Raw genomic sequence first — 18571 nt, 5'->3', positions numbered from 1 at the left:
AGCGCGATTGCCCGCGCCCTCAAGCAACCTACCCGGAAGGCATGGGCCGGGCCGGCCGCCTTCCCTATTTGGTCTTGCTCCAGACGGGGTATGCCGAGCATGCCGCGTCACCGCGGCATCTGGTGGGCTCTTGCCCCACCGTTTCACCCTTACCGCGCAAAGCACGGCGGTTTGCTTTCTGTGGCGCTGTCCGAGGGTCGCCCCTCCTGGGTGTTACCCAGCGTCCTGCCCTGTGGAGCCCGGACTTTCCTCTCCGGGCCAATGGCCCGCAGCGACGGTCTGTCCGGCTCCCGCTTGTTTGCGGCCGGAGATTTTTACGGACGCTTTACCGGCCGGAGGCAAAGCGTCCCAATAAGGCTCAAGCTAATCCGTCAGGGGTACAGGCTTGGGAGCCGCAACAGCCTCTTCCGGCAGGCTGAAATGCTCGCACCAGAAAATCAGGCGCTGGCAGTTGGGGCAGCTCAGAATCTGCTGGCCGCGCTGCAACTCAATGAAGGACTGCGGGGGCACCGCGATATTGCAGCCGGAGCAGATGCCGTCCGTCACAGCCACAATGACCGGATGTTCCAGACGCACGCGAATGAACTCATAGCGCATGAACACGGGCTGGGGAATGGCCTTGCTGACCTGAGCACGCTTCTGGTTCAGAGAATCCAGATTGATTCCGGCTTTCTTCAGCTTTTCTTCCAGACCTTCACGTTTGACTTCCAGCTCGGCTTTAAGGGCGGAGTAATCCCGATCGATTTCGGCCAGCGTGTCGTTCTGCAACTGCAATTCTTCCATGAGGGTCATCTTTTCTTCCTCACGGGAGCGGTTGATTTTCTCCATGCTGTCCATTTCACGCATCATGGCGTGATATTCGCGGGTATTGCCCACCTGCATGAGCTTGTTTTTGCTCTTTTTGATCCTGGCGGAATCGTCGTCAATCTCCAGGGACAGGCGTTTCTGCTGTTCCTGGAGATGCGCCAGCTTGTCCAGGACGCGATTGCGCTGAGCCTCGGCGGCCTCAAAGCGTTGCTCCAGATCCTCAAGCTCGCGGGGCGCGCTTTCCAGCTCCTGCTTGACAGCGAAGATGGCGTCATCCACCTTCTGCAATTCCACTAACTGCTTTATCTGATCCAAGTAAACGGCACTGCTCATATATTCCTCCTGGGAGTCATGGCAAAAGGACGGGGCGCAACGGTGAAACCGAAGGCACGAAAACAACGTTCAGGCCACTGAGGCGTTGCGCCAGCAAGCCGCTCATGCGGCGCATCATTTCTTCCTCCAGGCTGTGGTGCCCCACATCCAGCAGGCAGATTTCAGCCTCCAGCGCCGTATGGTATTTGACGTCGCCGGTAATGAAAAGCTGGGCGCCTGCCGCGCGCGCTTCCTGCAGAAGGGAAGAACCGGAACCGGTGCAGTAAGCCAGGCGCGAGATGCTTTCCGGTACGGGGCCGCAGACCGTGGCCGTGGAGAGATCAATGTGCCGGGCCAGAGCGGATGTGATTTGCTCAAGGCTCAAGGGCGCGGGCAGATCACCGGCCAAACCGAAGCCCAGCGGCAGGGGAGCCGCAGCCAGCGGCGGGGCCGTGGCTTCCAACACCGCCAGGTTGCCGAGTTCCAGCTCGCGCGCCAGCCAGCCCGCCGGACCGTCGGCGTTGACGTCCAGCGAGGTGTGGGCGGCATAGAGCGGCACATCCGCAGCGAGCAACAGGCACAGAACTTCATGGTAGGCGTCCAGACGCCGGGGCAGGGCGGGCTTGAGCGCCAGGGGGTGGTGGCTCAAAATGCACTGCGCCCCCCGTTCCAGCGCCTGACGCACCGAGGCGGGCGTGGGGTCCAGGCAGACGGCCAGCATGTCGGCTTCACTTCTGTGCGCTGCTACCTGCAGGCCCGAGATATCCCAGGGGGCGGCGGCGTCCAGAGGTGCGATTTTTTCAATGGCGCTAAATATTTCAATGAGTTGCATTGATATTGCCCTCAATAAAAAAGGCACTTTCTTGCACTTGAACAGAGAAAGCGCCTTAAAAAATCATCCGGCGTAAAAAAAGAAAGCGGGAATGTGCGGCAAACGTGTACACACCTTGTCTGACGCGCGCGGCTCTGAGCGAACCACGCGGCTGTTGCACGATGTTGTGGTTAATCTTAATATTTTGTCCGTATAAGTCGGCTTTGTCAAGGCCGGGCCAGCTACTGGCCGCGCAGATAGCGCACGGCATTGACGAACAGCAGGGTGCCCGGCGGGTCTAGTTCGCCCCTGGTCCAGGCGGGATGATTGGTCACATGGTGAAAGGCTTCGGGATGCGGCATGAGGCCCAGCACGCGTCCTGTGGGGTCGGTGAGTCCGGCAATGGCCAGCGGCGAGCCGTTGGGGTTATAAGGATACTCCTGCGTGGGCTTGCCGCTTTCCGGGTCGGCATATTGGAGAGCGATGAGCTGTTCGGCCGCAATACGACGCAGACATTCCTCGTCACGGGGAATGAGCTTGCCTTCGCCGTGGCGCACGGGCATGGCCAGCAGGGGCAGGCCTTTGGTGAACACGCAGGGGCTGTCGGAATTGGGCAGCAGATGCACCCAGCGGTCCTCGAAGCGGGCGGAATCGTTGTGCCCCAAGGATGCCTGGCGCTCGAAGCGGACGCCGCCCAGCGCGGGCAGCACGCCCAGTTTGACCAGCAGCTGGAAGCCGTTACAGATGCCGAGGATCAGCTTGCCCTGGTCCAGAAATTCCCGCAGGCTTTGCAGCAGCGGCGTGCCTTGGGCGTCTTTCAAATAGCGCCAGCGCATGGCCGCGGTCTGGGCCGCGCCCAGATCGTCGCCGTCCAGAAAGCCGCCGGGGAAAATCAGAAAATGGTAGCCCTCAAGGCATACGTTGCCCGCCACCAGATCGGAGAAATGCACCACGTCGGCCCTGTCGGAACCGGCCAAGCGGGCCGTGTGCGCGGTTTCCAGATGGGAATTGGTACCGTAGCCGGTGATGACCAGAGTATTGACTGTAGCCATGCGGGAGGAGCCTCCTTAGGAGCAGCCTGAAATACGCCCGGCCCGGAGCGGGGTAGGGCCGCGCGTCCAACCACACGGCGGGACGCATGCTGAAAAAGGGAAAATTACACTACTTGCCTTATCAGACTTAGTCAATGCTAGCCAAAAAAATCAATTGGGTGTATCAGCATGCGGTTACGCGGAACCGTGCATTCAAGCAAAACAGGTGGGAGGCCATGAAAACCAAATTTATTTTTGTGACGGGCGGGGTTTTGTCTTCACTGGGCAAAGGCTTGGCGGCCGCTTCGCTGGGCGCGCTTTTACAGACGCGCGGCCTGTCGGTGACCATTCAGAAGCTGGATCCTTATATTAATGTGGATCCGGGCACCATGAACCCCTTCCAGCACGGCGAAGTTTTCGTGACCGACGACGGGGCCGAGACCGACCTTGATCTGGGCCACTACGAGCGCTACCTCAACGTGCCCATGTCGCGCAAAAACAACACCACCTCGGGCTCCATCTACAATCACGTCATTGCCAAAGAGCGGCGCGGCGACTATCTGGGCGCCACCGTGCAGGTGATCCCGCACATCACCGACGAGATCAAGCATACCGTGCTTTCCCTGGCCGAGGGCGAGGGCGCGCCGGACGTGGCTATCATAGAAATCGGCGGCACAGTGGGCGACATTGAGGGCCTTCCTTTCCTGGAGGCGATCCGCCAGTTGCGTTCGGAACTGGGGCGCGACAACTGCCTGAACATTCACCTGACCCTGGTGCCCTATCTGCGTTGCGCCGGTGAACACAAAACCAAGCCTACCCAGCACAGCGTCAAGGAGCTGCTTTCCATCGGCATCCAGCCGGACATCATCCTCTGCCGCTGCGAACAGAGCATCCCCCAGGAAATGCGCAAAAAGATCGCCCTGTTCTGCAATGTGGACCAGGACGCGGTCTTTTCCTCCGTGGACGTGGACAACATTTATGAAGTGCCCCTCAAGTTCTACGAGGAAGGTTTTGACCAGAAAGTCGCCATCATGCTGCGCCTGCCCGCGCGCAACGCCCACCTGGAATCCTGGGAAAAGCTGGTTCACGACAGCGCCAATCCCCAGGGCAAGGTGACCATTGCCATTGTGGGCAAGTATGTTGACCTGAAAGAAGCCTACAAGAGCCTGCACGAAGCCCTGATCCACGGCGGCGTGGCCAACCGGGTGGCTGTGGAGTTGCGCTACGTCAACTCCGAAAATGTGACCGAACACAACGCGGCTTCAGTGTTCAAGGGCTGTGACGGCATTCTGGTGCCCGGCGGCTTCGGTTACCGCGGCGTGGAGGGCAAGATTGCGGCTATCCGCTACGCCCGCGAAAAACACGTGCCCTTCTTCGGTATCTGTCTGGGCATGCAATGCGCTGTCATTGAATTTGCCCGCCATGTGGCCGGTCTGGACGACGCCAATTCCGAGGAGTTCAATCCCCTGTCCGACCACAAGGTTATTTACCTGATGACCGAATGGTTCGACTTCCGCACCAAAAATGTGGAAAAACGCGACGCCAGCAGTGATAAGGGGGGCACCATGCGTCTGGGTTCCTATCCCTGCAAGGTATTGCCCGGCACCAAGGCCCACGAAGCCTACAAGAAGGATATGGTGGACGAACGGCATCGCCATCGCTATGAGTTCAACAATGCCTTTAAGGAAATTCTGGGCCAGAAGGGCATGGCCTTCAGCGGCACGGCGCCGGACGACTCTCTGGTGGAAATTATGGAGCTGCCCGACCATCCTTGGTTCCTGGGCTGTCAGTTCCATCCCGAGTTCAAATCCCGCCCCATGGAAGCCCATCCTTTGTTCCGCGAATTCATCAAGGCGGCCAAAAAGCAATCCAAAGCCTGAGCGCCGTTTTGTCGCTTGGCTTGTGATGTCTGAAAGGGGAGGCCTGAGGCCTCCCCTTTGCCGTAACTGAGACTTGGTTCCCTGCGGTTTCCGTAGGGGCGCGCCGCCCGGCGCAAGCCTTGCGGCCTTTCCCTTTTTGTTCGCAGCTTCCGTCTATTGCATAATTTTTCAGCATATGGCACAATTTTTGTAAATGAGAACTCCGTTCAGACATTGTAGCTTATCAGCCTAAAAGAGCAGACATGGCACTGGAACTTCGTCAGCAATTGAAATTGGCTCAGCAACTGGTCATGACGCCGCAGTTACAGCAGGCCATCAAGCTGCTTCAGCTCTCGCGCGTGGAACTGCTGGAAACCGTGCAGCAGGAGATGCTGGATAATCCTTTTCTTGAGGAGCTCTCGGGTGATGAGTCTTCTTCGGATCAGGCCGCCCAGACAGAGCGCCGGGAGGCCGTTGAAGAAGAGGTCTACGACAAGGAACTCGCCAAGGATGCCTCGTGGGAGGACTATCTCGGCGAGTTCGCCAGCACTCCGCGCCAAGTACAGCCGCGTGACTTTGAAGCGGCTGAAGAAATTTCTCCTCTGGAAGCCCGTTATGCCGCCAAGCCCACATTGGAAGGGCATCTGCTCTGGCAGCTGCGCCTTTCCATGCTGACCGAGGCGCAAAAGGAAATCGGCGAGGTCATCATCGGCAATCTGGCTTCCTCCGGCTATTTGCAGGCCACCTTGGAAGAAATCGCGGAGATGACCACATCCACGCCCGACGAGGTGCGGGCGGTACTGGAAAGAGTGCAGCTTTTTGATCCCATAGGGGTGGCCGCGCGCGACGCGCGCGAGTGTCTGCTGATCCAGCTGAAAAGTCTGAACTATGACCGGGATCCCATTCTTCTCGATCTGGTCCAGTCTCACCTGGAAGATCTGGAGGCCAAGCGCTACAAGCCTCTGCTGCGCAAGTTCAAGCTGGATATGGAGGAACTCAAGGAATATCTGAACATCATCCAGAGCCTTGATCCACTGCCCGGCGCCAGTTTCGGCGGCGGCGAACCCACCTATGTGAGCCCGGACGTCTTTGTGTACAAGATGGGCGATGAATTTGTCATTCTGCTCAATGAAGACGGTTTGCCGCAGTTGCAGCTTTCCTCGCTCTGCCAGATGAATATGGGATCTTCCTCGGATAAGGAAAAGGAATACTGTACGGAAAAAATGCGCTCGGCCTCCTGGCTGATCAAGAGCCTGTATCAACGCCAGCGTACGCTGTACAAGGTGGTGGAGAGCATTGTGCGCCACCAGCAGCCGTTTTTTGAAAGCGGCGTCACCAAACTGGCTCCGCTGATTCTGAAAGACATTGCCGACGATATCAGCATGCACGAATCAACCGTAAGCCGGATCACTACCAACAAATACGTGGCGACGCCCCACGGGATTTTTGAGCTGAAGTTCTTCTTTAACAGCGGCCTTGAGCTGGACGACGGCAGCCAGGTCGGCTCGGAAAGCGTTAAGGCGCTGATCAAGAAGTTCATAGCCGATGAAGACTCCAAGGCCCCCTTGAGTGACGAACGCATCGGAGAAATGCTCAAGGAGCGCCTGAAAGTGAATATTGCCCGGCGTACGGTGGCCAAGTACCGCACGGCGCTGGACATTCCCTCGTCGTCACGGCGTAAGGAGCACTTCTGATCTCACAGCGGTGCTTTGCAATCCCAAGGAGGAACGCATGAATATCTCTTTCGCCTTCAAGAATTTTGAGGCCTCCGATCATTTGAAGAAGTATGCCCGCCGCCGCATGGAAAAGTTGGGGCGGTTTTATGGCAAGTCCGCGGGTCTGGAAGTAAGCGTCGTGCTGACGGTGGATAAATTCCGCCATCGTTGCGAAGTGACCGTTTCCGGCGAGGGCCTGCATATCAACGCCACCGAGCAGACCTCCGATATGTACGCGGCTATCGACCTTGTGACCGACAAGGTAGAAGCCCAGATCAAGCGTCAGGTGTCCCGCGTCAAGGAACAGCGCCGTAAGGCCCGCAATGCCGATGTGGACGTCTTTACCTACAATCTGGAAGCCCAGCCTGAGGAAAGTCAGACCGTGGTGGGCACGGACCGCTTCGCGCCAAAGCCGCTGCACCTGGATGAGGCGCTGATGCAACTGGATTCCATCGGCAGCGAATTTCTGGTCTTTCTCAATGCTGAAAGCAACCGGGTCAACGTGGTTTACCGTCGGCGCACTACCGGCTACGCCCTCATCGATCCCGTGTTGTAGCCGTTTCGCATACTTTTATCCGCCGGGCCGGTCATCGTGCGAAGAGCGGCCCGGCGGCCCCAGTGAAGTATATGTATGAGCACGTCACAGCAGCCCCCCCGCCGCAGTCCGTCCGATCCGGATTCGCCTGCGGACACGCCCAAAGTCGCTCATGACCGCCCCGTGCAGGTTTGTATTGTTACCGGCCTTTCCGGCGCGGGCAAAAGTACGGCCTTGCGGGTTTTTGAAGATCTGCGCTATTTCGCCGTGGATGGTCTGCCCGCCAGTCTGGCCCCGGAAATGGCCGGTATGATGGAGCGTCCTTCCATGAGTCATTTCATGGGCATTGCCTTGGGCATGGATATGCGCCAGAGCAATTTTCCGGATGAAATCAACGACGCCCTGAGCGTGATGGCCGCCAAGGGCATCCGTCCGCTTCTGCTGTTTCTGGAGGCTGACGCGCAGGAACTCATGCGCCGCTACGCCACCACCCGCCGCCCACATCCGCTGGAGCGTGAGGGCATGGGCCTTGAAGCCGCCCTGGCCGCCGAACGCAACCGGCTGCGTCCTCTGCGGGAAATGGCCGATCTGGTTATCGACACTTCGCGTTTTTCGATCCACGACCTGCGGCGATCCATTCAAAAGCGTTGGAGCGGCAACAAGGACAGGTTGCGCGCTATCCGCGTCAATGTGATTTCTTTTGGTTTCAAATACGGCGTACCCCGGGAAGCCGACATGGTTTTTGATCTGCGCTTTCTGCCCAACCCGTATTTTGTGGAAGAGTTGCGCCCCCTTTGCGGCAAGGACAAGACCGTGGCCGACTATGTTTTCGCCTCGCCCAGCGCGGTGGAATTTCGCAAAAAACTGTTGGATCTGCTTTTTTTCATGTTGCCCCTGATGGAGGCCGAAGGTCGCTACCGGGTTACCATTGCCGTGGGCTGTACCGGCGGGCGGCACCGCTCAGTGGCCATGGCCGAAGAGTTGTCACAGGCGCTCCGCCAGGCGGACTATCCCGCTTCACTGGAGCACCGGCACCTTGAACTTGGCTGAAAAAGCTGGCAAATTGTGAACCGTGAGGAATGCCATGACGGATGAAAGCAAAACGACGCAAGTCGGGATTATTGTGGTCTCCCATGCGGACTACGGTTCTGCCATGCTGCGCACGGCTGAATTTATTTTGGGACCGTTGAGCGACTGCAGTTCCATCAGTGTTGACGTGGCGCATGAAGTTTCCGAAACAGTACGCCGTTTGGACGACGCGGCCCAACGCCTGGATAAAGGCGCGGGCGTCATTATTCTTACGGATATGTTCGGCGGTACCCCCACCAATCTGGCGCTTTCCTTGTTGGGCAGCCATAAGGTGGAAGTGGTGACCGGCGTCAACCTGCCCATGCTTCTAAAAGTGTTCACGTCCCGCGACAAAAAGCTGGATGAACTGGCCCGCATCGCCGGTGAAGCCGGGGCCAAAGGCATTGTGGTGGCCGGCAACATGTTGCGGAACAAGGCCCGTGACAAAACGGGCGACTGATTCATGTGGTTTCGCGTGGACAACCGCCTGGTACACGGACAGGTGATCGAGGCTTGGCTGCCGTATACCGGCGCTAAACATCTGATAGTGGCCAATGACGAACTGGCTACGGATCTATTACGCCAGCAGATTGTGGAGCTGGCCGTGCCCCAGCGCGTAGTCACCCATTTTATCCCGGTGCGCGAACTGGCTGCCACTCTGGATATCTGCGGAGACGACAGCTTCGTGCTTTTCGCCAACTGTCAGGATGCCCGCAGGGCCTGTGACGAGGGCATTGAAATGCCGGTACTCAATATGGGCAATCTGCACTACGGTCCGGATAAACTGCAATTACTGCCCCATGTGGCGCTTTCAACACAGGACAGGGAAGATTTGCGCATTATTCAGCAGCATCTTGTGCAGCTGGACTTCCGTTGCGTACCCACTGAAAACGTGCGAGGCTCTTATGATCAACTTTTCTGAGCTGATATATACGGGGCTTCCGTACGCTTTTTTTTTGTCCTGGCGGGGGCGGCTCGTTCCTCATGTATCATCGGCCTGCTGGACAGGCCCGTATGCCTCGCGCTGATTACGGGCTTTTACACCTCCGATTGGGCTCTGGCGCTCTCTCTCGGCATTATTCTTGAATTGCTCTGGCTGGATGTTCTGGAATTGGGCAGCGTAGTGCCCCCCTTCGGCAGCTTGAGCTTTCTGCTGCTTTTTCCTCTGGCCTCGCATTTCGGCCTGAACCGGCCGGGGCCACTTTTGCTGCCGCTGATACTGGTCATTTTGGCCGCCTATCTGGGTAGTTTTATGGAGCGCAGCCTGCGCATCCATGAAAACTATCTGGTGGACAGGGTAGAAGCCTGGTGTGCCGGTGACTGCTTTGCCCTTGCGCCCGGCAGAGCGGTTCTGCATGTTGTTTTGCTCCGGGCCTTCTGGCAGTTCCTGCTGTATGCCGTGTGCTACGGCCTGTTATTCTGCCTGCTCGCCGTGCTGTACGCGCGCCAGGCCCTGCCGCAACTGTCGGTACTGAGCTGGCCCATGTTGTACGCGGCGGCCTTAATGGGCGCGGTGCTTTCCCTGCGGACCAGGCGCGCGTACATGGTGTTGGCCTGCAGCCTGGGAACCTTGGCTCTGCTGATCTGGGCCGGACAGAAGGGCCTGCTCTGAGGGCTCGGGATGCCGTTCTCCTGGCCGCACAACCTGTTTTATACGATATGGATGGACAGGACGGAGCCTCCGGTAAGCCCTGTCCTTGACATGCGTGGAAAGAGCCCCTACAAGTGGGCGACGCGCTCGTAGCTCAGTTGGATAGAGCGATAGCCTCCTAAGCTGTAGGCCGCAGGTTCGATTCCTGCCGGGCGCACCAGTCAGGGACGCAGGCAGTTGCATTTTTGCGGCTGCCTGTTTTTTATGTGACCGGCATACTCAAACTTTGGAAAAGGGAACACTCTGATGGTGAATGCCGGAATCCGGCTTTGTTTCTTTATCTTCTGCGTCATTATGGCCTGTTGTTTGTCGCCTCTGGCGGCCTGGAGCCGGACCGATGAGCCAGCCTCCATGGGGGATGCGCACATCTCTGAACGCCTCCGGCAGGGCACGCCAGCCGATCTGCGGCGTGCCCTGCCCAACAACGGCGCCCCACCGGAACGGCGTCTGCCGCATGTGCAGTTGCAGCCCCTGCCGCCTCAGGAAGACGGGACCATCCGGCGAGTGCTGCTGCCTGAGGGCACGAAGGCCGTGGCGCTGACATTTGATCTCTGCGAACTGGCAACGACTACCACAGGCTACGACGTGGACACCATCAATTTTCTGCGGCGCGAACATATCCCGGCGACGCTGTTCATAGGCGGCAAGTGGATGCGCAGCCATGCGGAGCGCGCTAAGCAGCTCATGGCCGACCCCCTGTTCGAAATCGGCAACCATGCCTGGTCGCACGGCAATTTCGGGATCATGGATCCGCAAAGCATGCGCGATCAAGTTCTCTGGACGCAGGCGGAATATGAAATTCTGCGCGAGGGAATCCTCCGGAGTGCTGCGGAAAACGGCGCATCCTTGCCGGACATAGCCGCTGTACCGAATTTGTTTCGCCTGCCGTATGGACGTTGTACGGATCAATCCCTGGCGCTGCTGGCCCATCTGGGGCTGCGGGTCATCCAATGGGATGTGGTGGCGGAGGCCATGGACGACAACAGTCGCCCTGAACTGGCTGCGGAGGTGGCGCGCCGGGTGCGTCCCGGGTCCATTCTTCTTTTTCATGCCAATCGCGTGCCCAAGGGCACGGCTGCCTTGCTGTCAGGCGTGGTGCGTGAATTACGCGACAGAGGATATCATTTTGTGACAGTGGGAAAACTGTTGACCATGGGTCAGCCTTTGCGCACGCGAGATGGTTACTTTAACAAGCCCGGCGACAACAAAGCTCTGGATATCCGCTTTGGCGTGGACGGCACAGGCCGGAGGGCGTCCACAAAAGGAAAGGCGGAGTAGCCGCCCCATCACCGGATTCTCAGTTGTTCTCTGAACACCGGTTCCGGTGCGGTTTGTGCTATCCCATGGGAGCGTTGTCTCCGTTTTTTCTCAAAACTTTTTTATCTTCTTTGACCTTTTCCTTCACGGATCGCATAGATCCAATCCTGGGGGAATCATCTGAAACGTATAATAATCTATATTTATATTCAAATTTTTAATATTCCTAATTTGCTAAAATAGTTCAAAAAATATAGATTGAACGCAAGTGTGACAATTTTTTCCGGCTATCTGTCTTTATTGAAAGGCGTTAGCCTATAGGGATTGTTTTTGCTGCCGATAGGATTGGAAAAGTTTTTCATAAGCATAATCTTAGTAAAAAACTATTCTTTGAGCGTAGGATATAATTTGGGGCCAGCGGGATAGTTGGGATTGCCTCGTTTGGCTTGACCACCATGAGTTAGCGGTTGGTGACGCAGACGGAGAAGAAAAAAGTGTTTTTGCACTGGATCGACCAACGATCCGTTTTCTCTATACCCAATAGTATAACTGTGCGGTTATGCGCTGTCGTTGTCAAACAGTGTGTGGCTGTGCTCAGAATGAGGAGGTTTTTTTGCTGTCCATGTCTGGGAAATATACGGCATATTTCTCAGGTGTCCTTTAATGCGCATCCAACAGAGGTAAAACATCATGTGGAGGTCATTGCGGGTTTATTACAAGCTGCTGGCTTGTAATGCGGTTTGCATTGCGTTCATCATCACATTAGTCTGCATAGCCACATCCGGCTTGCAGCAAATGCCGGGACAGTCCACGTCCCACGCTGACAATGGGTTAGGACTCTGGGTTTGGGCCGCCGTATTTTGCGTCTGTGTGTTGCTTATGGGATTTTGGGTGGGCATGGATATCGACAGGCCCATCCAGCGCGGTAAAGCCTTTGCCCGGAAGCTGGCCTCCGGAAATTTTGAAGTCCGCTGGCAGGAGAGGGCCGGTAGCGAGTTGGGCGATATGGCCGAAGCCCTGAATCAGGCTCTGGATATCGTGCTGGATCAGTCGTCGCAGTACAGGGATATTCTCAATTCACTGCCCAATCCTCTGGCGACGCTGGATAAAGAGCGAAATTTCACCTTTGTCAACACGGCGGCGGAAAAGCAGTTCGGCATGCTGTGCGGGGATTTGCTGGGCAAACAGTGCTCCACCTGGGGGGCGGTTGTCTGCCAAACCGAGCACTGTGCCTTGGAATGCTATTTGCGCGGCATCAAGGATGTGGTTTTCCAGCAGCCGGGCATGGGTACGCTCAAAGCCATGGTGGTCCCGCTGAATAACCGCGCGGGAGAGCATGTCGGCTATATCGACATGGTTTTTGATATTACCGAGGAATACAGCAACCGTCAGCGTATTGCCTCGTTGCACGACACCATCGCGGAATCCGCCAGCGAGGCACAGGCAATTGCCCAGCGTCAGTCTCAGGTCTTCGACACGGTCATTGCCCAACTTGCCACCACCTCCGGCATCGCCCGCGAGCAGGACGAAGCCTCCAGGCAGACCTCCGGCGAGGTCGAGGACATGAACGCGACCATGACGCATATCGCCGAACGTGCCGCGGATGCCACGCGCAATGCGCAGGCTTCGGAGGAGGAAGCTGGGCGCGGCGCGGCCATGGTCGAGCAAGCCATTGAGGGCGTCGGGCGGCTCACGGAGCAGATCCATGCTCTGGCGGGCAATATGGGCAAGCTGAATGAGCATTCCACCAATGTCAGCCATGTGATCACACTCATTGAGGATATTGCGGACCAGACCAATCTGCTGGCCTTGAACGCGGCCATTGAGGCGGCGCGGGCCGGAGAAGCCGGCCGGGGTTTTGCGGTGGTGGCCGACGAAGTGCGCAAGCTGGCGGAAAAGACCATGCAGGCCACCGGAGAGGTGGCCCAGGCGGTCAAAGCCATCCAGTCCAGCACGCAGACAAGTTCGCGGTCCACCAGTCAGGCTGTGGAGCTTTCCACGGAATCAAAGGAATTTATCAGTCAGTTCGGAGCGATTCTCAACCGCATTCTGGACATGGCCCGTAAAACGGCTGTTGAAATCCACTCCATCGCGTCCGCCGCTGAAACGCAGAGTTCCATTACCGGCAGCATCAGGGAGCGGATGCAGAGCCTGAGTTCCAGCGCACAGGAATCCGCCGCCAATATGGCGGAAAGCACCCAGCAGGTGACGGAACTGGGTGAACTCTCCCAGCAGCTCAGGCGCATTATTGACTCCATGCGCGACGACAAGCGCCGGGCCGAGCGCATTTCACTGGAAAGCCCCACGGAAGGCCATATCCAATACCAGGGACGGAAGGTGCGGCTTTTTGTGGTCAACATCAGCACTACCGGCATTTGCGTGCAGTATCTGGATCCGTTGCGGGCAAAACAGGACGAACAGGTGGAGATCGTAGTGGAACAGTCCCCTTGGCATTTGCACGAGCAGGCCACGCTCGTCTGGAAGGATGACCAGTATTGCGGCCTGCAATGGATTCAGCCCCTGGCGCTCAGTACGGAGCAACTCAAGAAGAATGCGGCGGCCTGTCTTCCAATTTCGTAACAAATGCAGAGCGTTGAATCCGCGCGGTCATAATACGTAACAAGCCTCGTTTCCGAGGCTTGTTACGTATTATGACTCAGACTCAGGCTTTGATCACCAGACCTTGGGATGGTGGGGGAAGGGCTTCGCGCTGTACCTTGCGTTGTGGGTCCAGAGCCCACTGGGCGGCATCAAAGGCAAAGTTTTTATTTGAGCTGTTGGCTATTTGCCAGCGCACGCGCAGTCTTCCGAGATTTTCCGCCCGCCCGGCGACCTCGGCCGAAAGCATGGAAAATTGAGCATCGCTGTGCGGTATGGCTCCGGGAGGCGTCTGGCGGAAAAGCCGCTCCAGATGCACCCGGCTGTCGGCTGAAAAATTCACACCCGGCACCAGCGGCGTAAGCCCCCGCCCGCCTTCGGGCCTGCCGGTGGCCGTGCGGCGCACCTGCTGCAGCAGAGCCGCACCGCCGGGCATGGCCGTATTGAGCAGGCGCTTTTCAGAGCTGCCCAATTCGTCGCCCCAGGAATTCTGTTTGGCGTCCGCCGTACGGATGGCCCAGACCACATTCTGGAAATCGGCGGCATAACCCGCATGCTGCCTGCCTGCCATGTGCAGCACTTTATAAAAGAGGCGGCGCAAACGGAAGTTGATCAGGCCGGCCATGGGCACAAAACGCATGGGTTCGCCTTCGGAAGGGGCTGGACGATCCGGATCAAGGCAGTAGCCCTGAGCCTCAAATTGCAGCACTTCACCAGGGCGGATCGCGATGACGCCATTCACCGCTCTGCGGACGTCGCCCGCACGGGCGCGTAAAGCGGCAGGAGGAACGGCGGTTTTGTTCTCTTTTTTTGTGCTCGTTTTACGGCCGGAAGCCGCGCCCGCCCGTCCATCAGACTGTTTGGGGGCGGAAGGGGCAGTTTTTTCAGCAGGCTTGGCCGCCGGTCTGTCCGTTTGAGCGTCGTAGGCAGATGCTGTGCCCGTTTCCGGCGCGGCGGATGATTGGGCGTCGCTGTCTCCGGGCACTTCCGCGGCGGCATTGCTCAGCCAACGGCTTTCCTCCGCATCTTCCGCATGCTGGGGGGAGGGCGCACCCCAGGTCGTGCTCGTGAATTCCTTAAAAATCGCCTTGGCTTCGGAGGAGGAACCGGGACTATACGCCACACCGGCATCCGTGGGCGGCAGGCCGGGCTCTGCCGTGCCGAAGCCGGATTGCGTGCGGGATACACAACCTGTGCCCGCCAGGGTGGCCAAGGCCATCCATAAAAAGGCGCGTCGATCCATATTTCCTCCTGCCTCAGGGCCGCAAGTGAACGATATTGCCACTCAGCATTTGCAGTTCGGCTTTTTTGCGAAGATAGCCTCGGGGCAAGGCTTTGTCCACGCGGTGGGGGCATTACGCCCAAGGCGATCATATTGACGGCGACGCCTTGGATGCCTACTCTACAACAGTACAGCAACGCTGTTTTTTTATCTTGTATCCATAACAAGGCTTTCCATGACGTATACACATATTTTTTTTGATCTCGACGGCACGCTGACGGATTCCAAGCCAGGCATCATCCGTTCCGTGGAACATGCTTTGAATTTTTTTCATATTCATGTGCCGCCGGAACAACTGATTCCCTTCATCGGACCTCCGCTGCGCGATTCCTTTGCGCCTTTTTTCGACAATGACACGGCGCGCGTGGATATGGCTATCCAAAAATACCGCGAATACTACAGCGCCAAGGGCATTTTTGAAAACAGCCTTTATGGAGGCATTGCGGACCTGTTGCACGGGCTTCAGGCTCAGGGCCGTCGGCTCTGCGTCGCCACCTCAAAACCGGAGCCCTTTGCCAGGCGGGTTCTGGAGTATTTTCGGATCGAGAGCTTTTTCTCCTTTGTGGCCGGGGCCGAACTGCACGGGGCGCGCAACAGCAAAACGGAAGTCCTGCGCTATGCCTGTACGCAGTTGGGCATTGAGGACATGAAACCCTGCCTGATGGTCGGAGATCGCAAATACGACGTACGCGGCGCGCATAACGTAGGCATGGCCTGCGCGGGCGTTTTATACGGATACGGCCCACGCGGAGAACTGACGGAAGCCCGCGCGGATTATCTATGCGCCAGTGTGGACGACCTGGGAAATTTGCTGCAGGCTGATGCTCCGGAAGTCTGAGAGAAGAGAGCTACATAGAAAAGCATCCCGTTGTATTATAAACAGCGGGATACTTTTTTATTATAGTCGAACGTCAGGGATGGACTATTTTATATGTTATTCATGGCAGTAGTTAGTCTAAAATTCTTCCATGTATTTCAAGAACTCATTGAATTTCAACGCTGTCTTTGTCTTGTGTCTATAGAAATGCGACACATGATGACGTAAAGAAAACTCTCTTGTGTAATTATCGACAAAATGGATTAGTGGATCGATCCCTAAATTCCAGACGGATTCGTTTAATATACTATAAACTTGAGGATTAAACCATCGCAAAGGCGAAGATCCGGTTAGCATGCCGTTGTATAAATAATCCCTCAGCATCTGGTTGTTTTTTGACGTAAAAATATTTTCTTTTTCCAAAATACTGCAATAAATTTTATGTGTTTTCAGGCAGATAATACGTAAATGGATCATGTCAGGATTGTTGATTTTATTACGCTGCATAATCATGCAGGCATGATAAAGCAAAGAATCACTATATTTTTCGTATGATTTTGCCGCTGTAAACAACGTATGAACAGATTTTGCAGCATTTTCAATTATCTCTTGCATCCGAGCCAGCATAATCAAACTCCAGGCTCCTGGGTCATCATAGTTTTGGCATACATACTCAAATATTTTCTTTGCCTCTTGGTATTCACCTATATTAATGTGTGCTAATCCTTTCAAAACAAATACCAGCTTCAAATAATTATGCATTCTTTTCGGAGCCGCAAGGCCCGTTGCGCAAGCCTCAATACATTTTTGGTATTCTCCGCGCTCCAAAAAATACAGTGCGGACTCTATAAAAGGTATCCAAAAGGCAAGCACAGGCAGCTTGGCGCTTCGCACTACTTTTAGGGCACATATTTCCGCTTCCGCGTACATTCCAGAAGCGTAGTAAATTTTAATCATTGCCTTGGAGGCACTGCACAAATTTTCCAACTCAGAATACGTTTTGAATATTTCAATTCCTTTGGAAAATTTTCCAAATTTCCATAAGTATTCAAGATATTCAACAAGTAAAATAATTGAAGGCTGACCTTGCTTCATGCTTATGTCAAGGTAAACCAAGCCGGTCTTATCTCCCCGTGCACCCAACAGTTTGCCCAGCTCCATGCAGATATCCGGGTTATGCGGGTAGTGCCTGTGTCCATCCTTCAAAATTTTTATTGCCTTTGTCGGATCACGATACTGGAAATATTGGCCAAGTGTAAGATAATCCTCAGTACTGGCTGTTTTTTCCACTATCCGTTTACATGGGCCGTTAATGGAGCCGAAGCTGCTGAACGGCAAAATCTGTTCCAGTGGTTTCCCATCTTGAACAAACACTAATTGCTCGCCGACAGTGGAGATGTTCGGGGCTAAGTCGAGCAGGAGATCAGAACCTCCTCCCAACGCCTCAAACACATAGCGAAACAGGTTAATAGGCGACATAACCGCCCCGCTGGTTTTATGCGGTACCGGCCAGCGAATGGCCAAACGCACATCAAAGATATCCAGCGCCACTTCATCCAGGCTGACGTTACGGCTTTTTATTGCCTCTTCCGCCGTCTCCTTTCCGTTCCAGATGTGAAAATGCCGCATCCCGCCGTGATCACCGAGGGCGATAATCAAGCTGTCTGGATCGTGATCCGTAATAAGTTCCACCACCTTACGGAGTTCTTGCTGAGCCCTGGCCACCGCCTGCCTGTAGGTTATGGCGAAAGCGCTTCCGTCAGGCTCCCACACGGGAATGCTTCCGTCTTTATGCACCGCGCCGAAGCGAGTACAAAAAATGCGTGGCGCGTCAATATTAAGTTGCAGCCGTTTGCTCAATGAAGCGTACATCTTGGAAAAATTTCCACCCGTGTCAAAAAGATCAATTCCACCGACAAACTTGCGTAGAAAATGCGACTGCGCAAAAAGCGGGCCCAGCAGGGAGTATAGCAAAACCACCTTGGGCGGATATTCATATGTCGTGTATTCGTCCTTTTTCGCCAACTGCCCGAAAATATAAGCGCCGGAGTCGAAAAATTCAGCCTGATAACCATTTTCACGCAATGTATCCAATACTATATTTCCCTGCTCTGGTTTTGATAGAAAATTTCCAGTCAAAAGCGTTGAAAGGGAAGGAAGAGTGCATGGAACATTGCAGAATACATTGTCATAGAGGGTAAACCCATGCTTCTTAAAGAGCTCATCAGTTTTTGTATCGTCAATTTTATAAAGACGCTGCATACCTTTTTTTGAATGATATGATTCTAAAAAAAGAAGATATATATTGGGTTTATGTGTCAGCTTGACTCCTCGATGAATTGTTTGTTGATATATTGTCTTACCATCTACACGGCGTAATGCCCCTTCTTTGGGACGCTTGCACTCACGAAGCCCGTCAAAAATTCCGGCCAGGGTCACCACTAGAAGCACGGCGTTGAATACGGCCAGGGAGATAAAATGACTGGCAACCGCCATGGTCAAGACCATACCGGTCAAAATGGAAAGCCTGGTACGTTTTGACTCCGGGAGAGTCTCGGAGAAATATCTTTCACCCCAGAAATAGAAATTCAACAATCCGAGCAGGCACCAAGCCAGCGGTGGCAGAGTGAAGCCGACGAGAGACCCGGCTGCTTGAACGAGGAAGAACAATATCCCTCCAGCTACTCCTGCCACGGCCAAAGCGTTCAGTATCTGAGTCACGTTGAAATGGCGCAGATTGAGCATGGAAAACGCAAATGTCGGTACCAGAGCTGTTAGCAGCATTGTCAGAAAGGGGCTTTCCATATATTCAAGCATCATCCTTATCC

15 protein-coding genes, 1 tRNA gene and 1 other RNA gene are annotated in these 18571 nt (G+C 55.5%); 11 read left to right on the top strand and 6 right to left on the bottom strand.

What is annotated here, in order from left to right:
- The 4 genes from rnpB to KH208_RS01350 form a co-directional block, all read right to left on the bottom strand.
- An RNA gene (gene rnpB / locus KH208_RS01365) (RNase P RNA component class A) lies at nucleotides 1-291 on the bottom strand; the annotation flags it as partial.
- Nucleotides 292-363: 72 nt separating this feature from the next.
- Nucleotides 364-1140 (bottom strand): C4-type zinc ribbon domain-containing protein, encoded by a 777-nt coding sequence (locus tag KH208_RS01360; RefSeq protein WP_008684170.1) that lies wholly within the window; start codon nucleotides 1138-1140, stop codon nucleotides 364-366.
- Between the two features lie 16 nt (nucleotides 1141-1156).
- Nucleotides 1157-1951 (bottom strand): Nif3-like dinuclear metal center hexameric protein, encoded by a 795-nt coding sequence (locus tag KH208_RS01355; RefSeq protein WP_291433145.1) that lies wholly within the window; start codon nucleotides 1949-1951, stop codon nucleotides 1157-1159.
- Between the two features lie 221 nt (nucleotides 1952-2172).
- Nucleotides 2173-2982 carry a phosphoribosylformylglycinamidine synthase subunit PurQ gene (locus KH208_RS01350; RefSeq protein WP_291433142.1) on the bottom strand — a complete coding sequence of 270 codons (810 nt, stop codon included), beginning with the start codon at nucleotides 2980-2982 and terminating at the stop codon, nucleotides 2173-2175.
- A 215-nt stretch (nucleotides 2983-3197) separates the two neighbouring features.
- Here KH208_RS01350 and KH208_RS01345 point away from each other — a divergent pair, with 215 nt between their 5' ends.
- The 10 genes from KH208_RS01345 to KH208_RS01300 all read left to right on the top strand — a co-directional run bounded on the left by KH208_RS01345 (nucleotide 3198) and on the right by KH208_RS01300 (nucleotide 13626).
- Nucleotides 3198-4841, top strand: a complete 1644-nt coding sequence (locus KH208_RS01345) for a CTP synthase (protein WP_008684165.1) — start codon at nucleotides 3198-3200, stop codon at nucleotides 4839-4841.
- A 242-nt stretch (nucleotides 4842-5083) separates the two neighbouring features.
- Nucleotides 5084-6514 (top strand): RNA polymerase factor sigma-54, encoded by a 1431-nt coding sequence (gene rpoN, locus KH208_RS01340; RefSeq protein ID WP_062252040.1) that lies wholly within the window; start codon nucleotides 5084-5086, stop codon nucleotides 6512-6514.
- A 37-nt stretch (nucleotides 6515-6551) separates the two neighbouring features.
- Complete coding sequence (raiA, locus tag KH208_RS01335) at nucleotides 6552-7091, top strand: ribosome-associated translation inhibitor RaiA (RefSeq protein ID WP_008684163.1); 540 nt, start codon at nucleotides 6552-6554, stop codon at nucleotides 7089-7091.
- A gap of 75 nt (nucleotides 7092-7166) precedes the next feature.
- On the top strand, nucleotides 7167-8120 hold the full coding sequence (gene rapZ / locus KH208_RS01330; RefSeq protein ID WP_291433137.1) for an RNase adapter RapZ: 954 nt from the start codon (nucleotides 7167-7169) through the stop codon (nucleotides 8118-8120).
- 34 nt (nucleotides 8121-8154) lie between these two features.
- Complete coding sequence (locus tag KH208_RS01325) at nucleotides 8155-8598, top strand: PTS sugar transporter subunit IIA (RefSeq protein ID WP_291433136.1); 444 nt, start codon at nucleotides 8155-8157, stop codon at nucleotides 8596-8598.
- 3 nt (nucleotides 8599-8601) lie between these two features.
- Complete coding sequence (locus KH208_RS01320; RefSeq protein WP_291433134.1) at nucleotides 8602-9060, top strand: PTS sugar transporter subunit IIB; 459 nt, start codon at nucleotides 8602-8604, stop codon at nucleotides 9058-9060.
- Between the two features lie 165 nt (nucleotides 9061-9225).
- Nucleotides 9226-9750, top strand: coding sequence for a hypothetical protein (locus KH208_RS01315; RefSeq protein ID WP_291433133.1), 525 nt, complete (start codon nucleotides 9226-9228; stop codon nucleotides 9748-9750).
- A 122-nt stretch (nucleotides 9751-9872) separates the two neighbouring features.
- Nucleotides 9873-9949 (top strand) — tRNA-Arg (locus KH208_RS01310).
- An 86-nt stretch (nucleotides 9950-10035) separates the two neighbouring features.
- Nucleotides 10036-11067: a polysaccharide deacetylase family protein gene (locus KH208_RS01305; protein WP_291433132.1), complete on the top strand. Its 1032-nt coding sequence runs from the start codon at nucleotides 10036-10038 to the stop codon at nucleotides 11065-11067.
- Nucleotides 11068-11925: 858 nt separating this feature from the next.
- Nucleotides 11926-13626, top strand: a complete 1701-nt coding sequence (locus KH208_RS01300) for a methyl-accepting chemotaxis protein (protein WP_291433131.1) — start codon at nucleotides 11926-11928, stop codon at nucleotides 13624-13626.
- Between the two features lie 82 nt (nucleotides 13627-13708).
- Here KH208_RS01300 and KH208_RS01295 read toward each other — a convergent pair whose 3' ends face one another.
- A complete protein-coding gene (locus KH208_RS01295) occupies nucleotides 13709-14887 on the bottom strand; it encodes a hypothetical protein (protein ID WP_291433129.1) in 1179 nt (392 codons plus the stop codon).
- 214 nt (nucleotides 14888-15101) lie between these two features.
- On the opposite strand from KH208_RS01295, the gene KH208_RS01290 reads away from it, so the two are divergent.
- Nucleotides 15102-15764, top strand: coding sequence for an HAD-IA family hydrolase (locus KH208_RS01290; RefSeq protein ID WP_291433127.1), 663 nt, complete (start codon nucleotides 15102-15104; stop codon nucleotides 15762-15764).
- Nucleotides 15765-15881: 117 nt separating this feature from the next.
- Here the strand turns inward: KH208_RS01290 and KH208_RS01285 are convergent, their stop codons facing one another.
- Nucleotides 15882-18560, bottom strand: coding sequence for a hypothetical protein (locus KH208_RS01285; RefSeq protein ID WP_291433125.1), 2679 nt, complete (start codon nucleotides 18558-18560; stop codon nucleotides 15882-15884).
- Between the last annotated feature and the right edge of the window lie 11 nt (nucleotides 18561-18571).

The sequence above is a fragment of the Desulfovibrio sp. genome, assembly GCF_018379785.1.
In the GTDB taxonomy this organism is placed as follows: Bacteria; Desulfobacterota; Desulfovibrionia; order Desulfovibrionales; family Desulfovibrionaceae; genus Desulfovibrio.
This window is presented reverse-complemented; position numbering and strand designations above follow the sequence as displayed.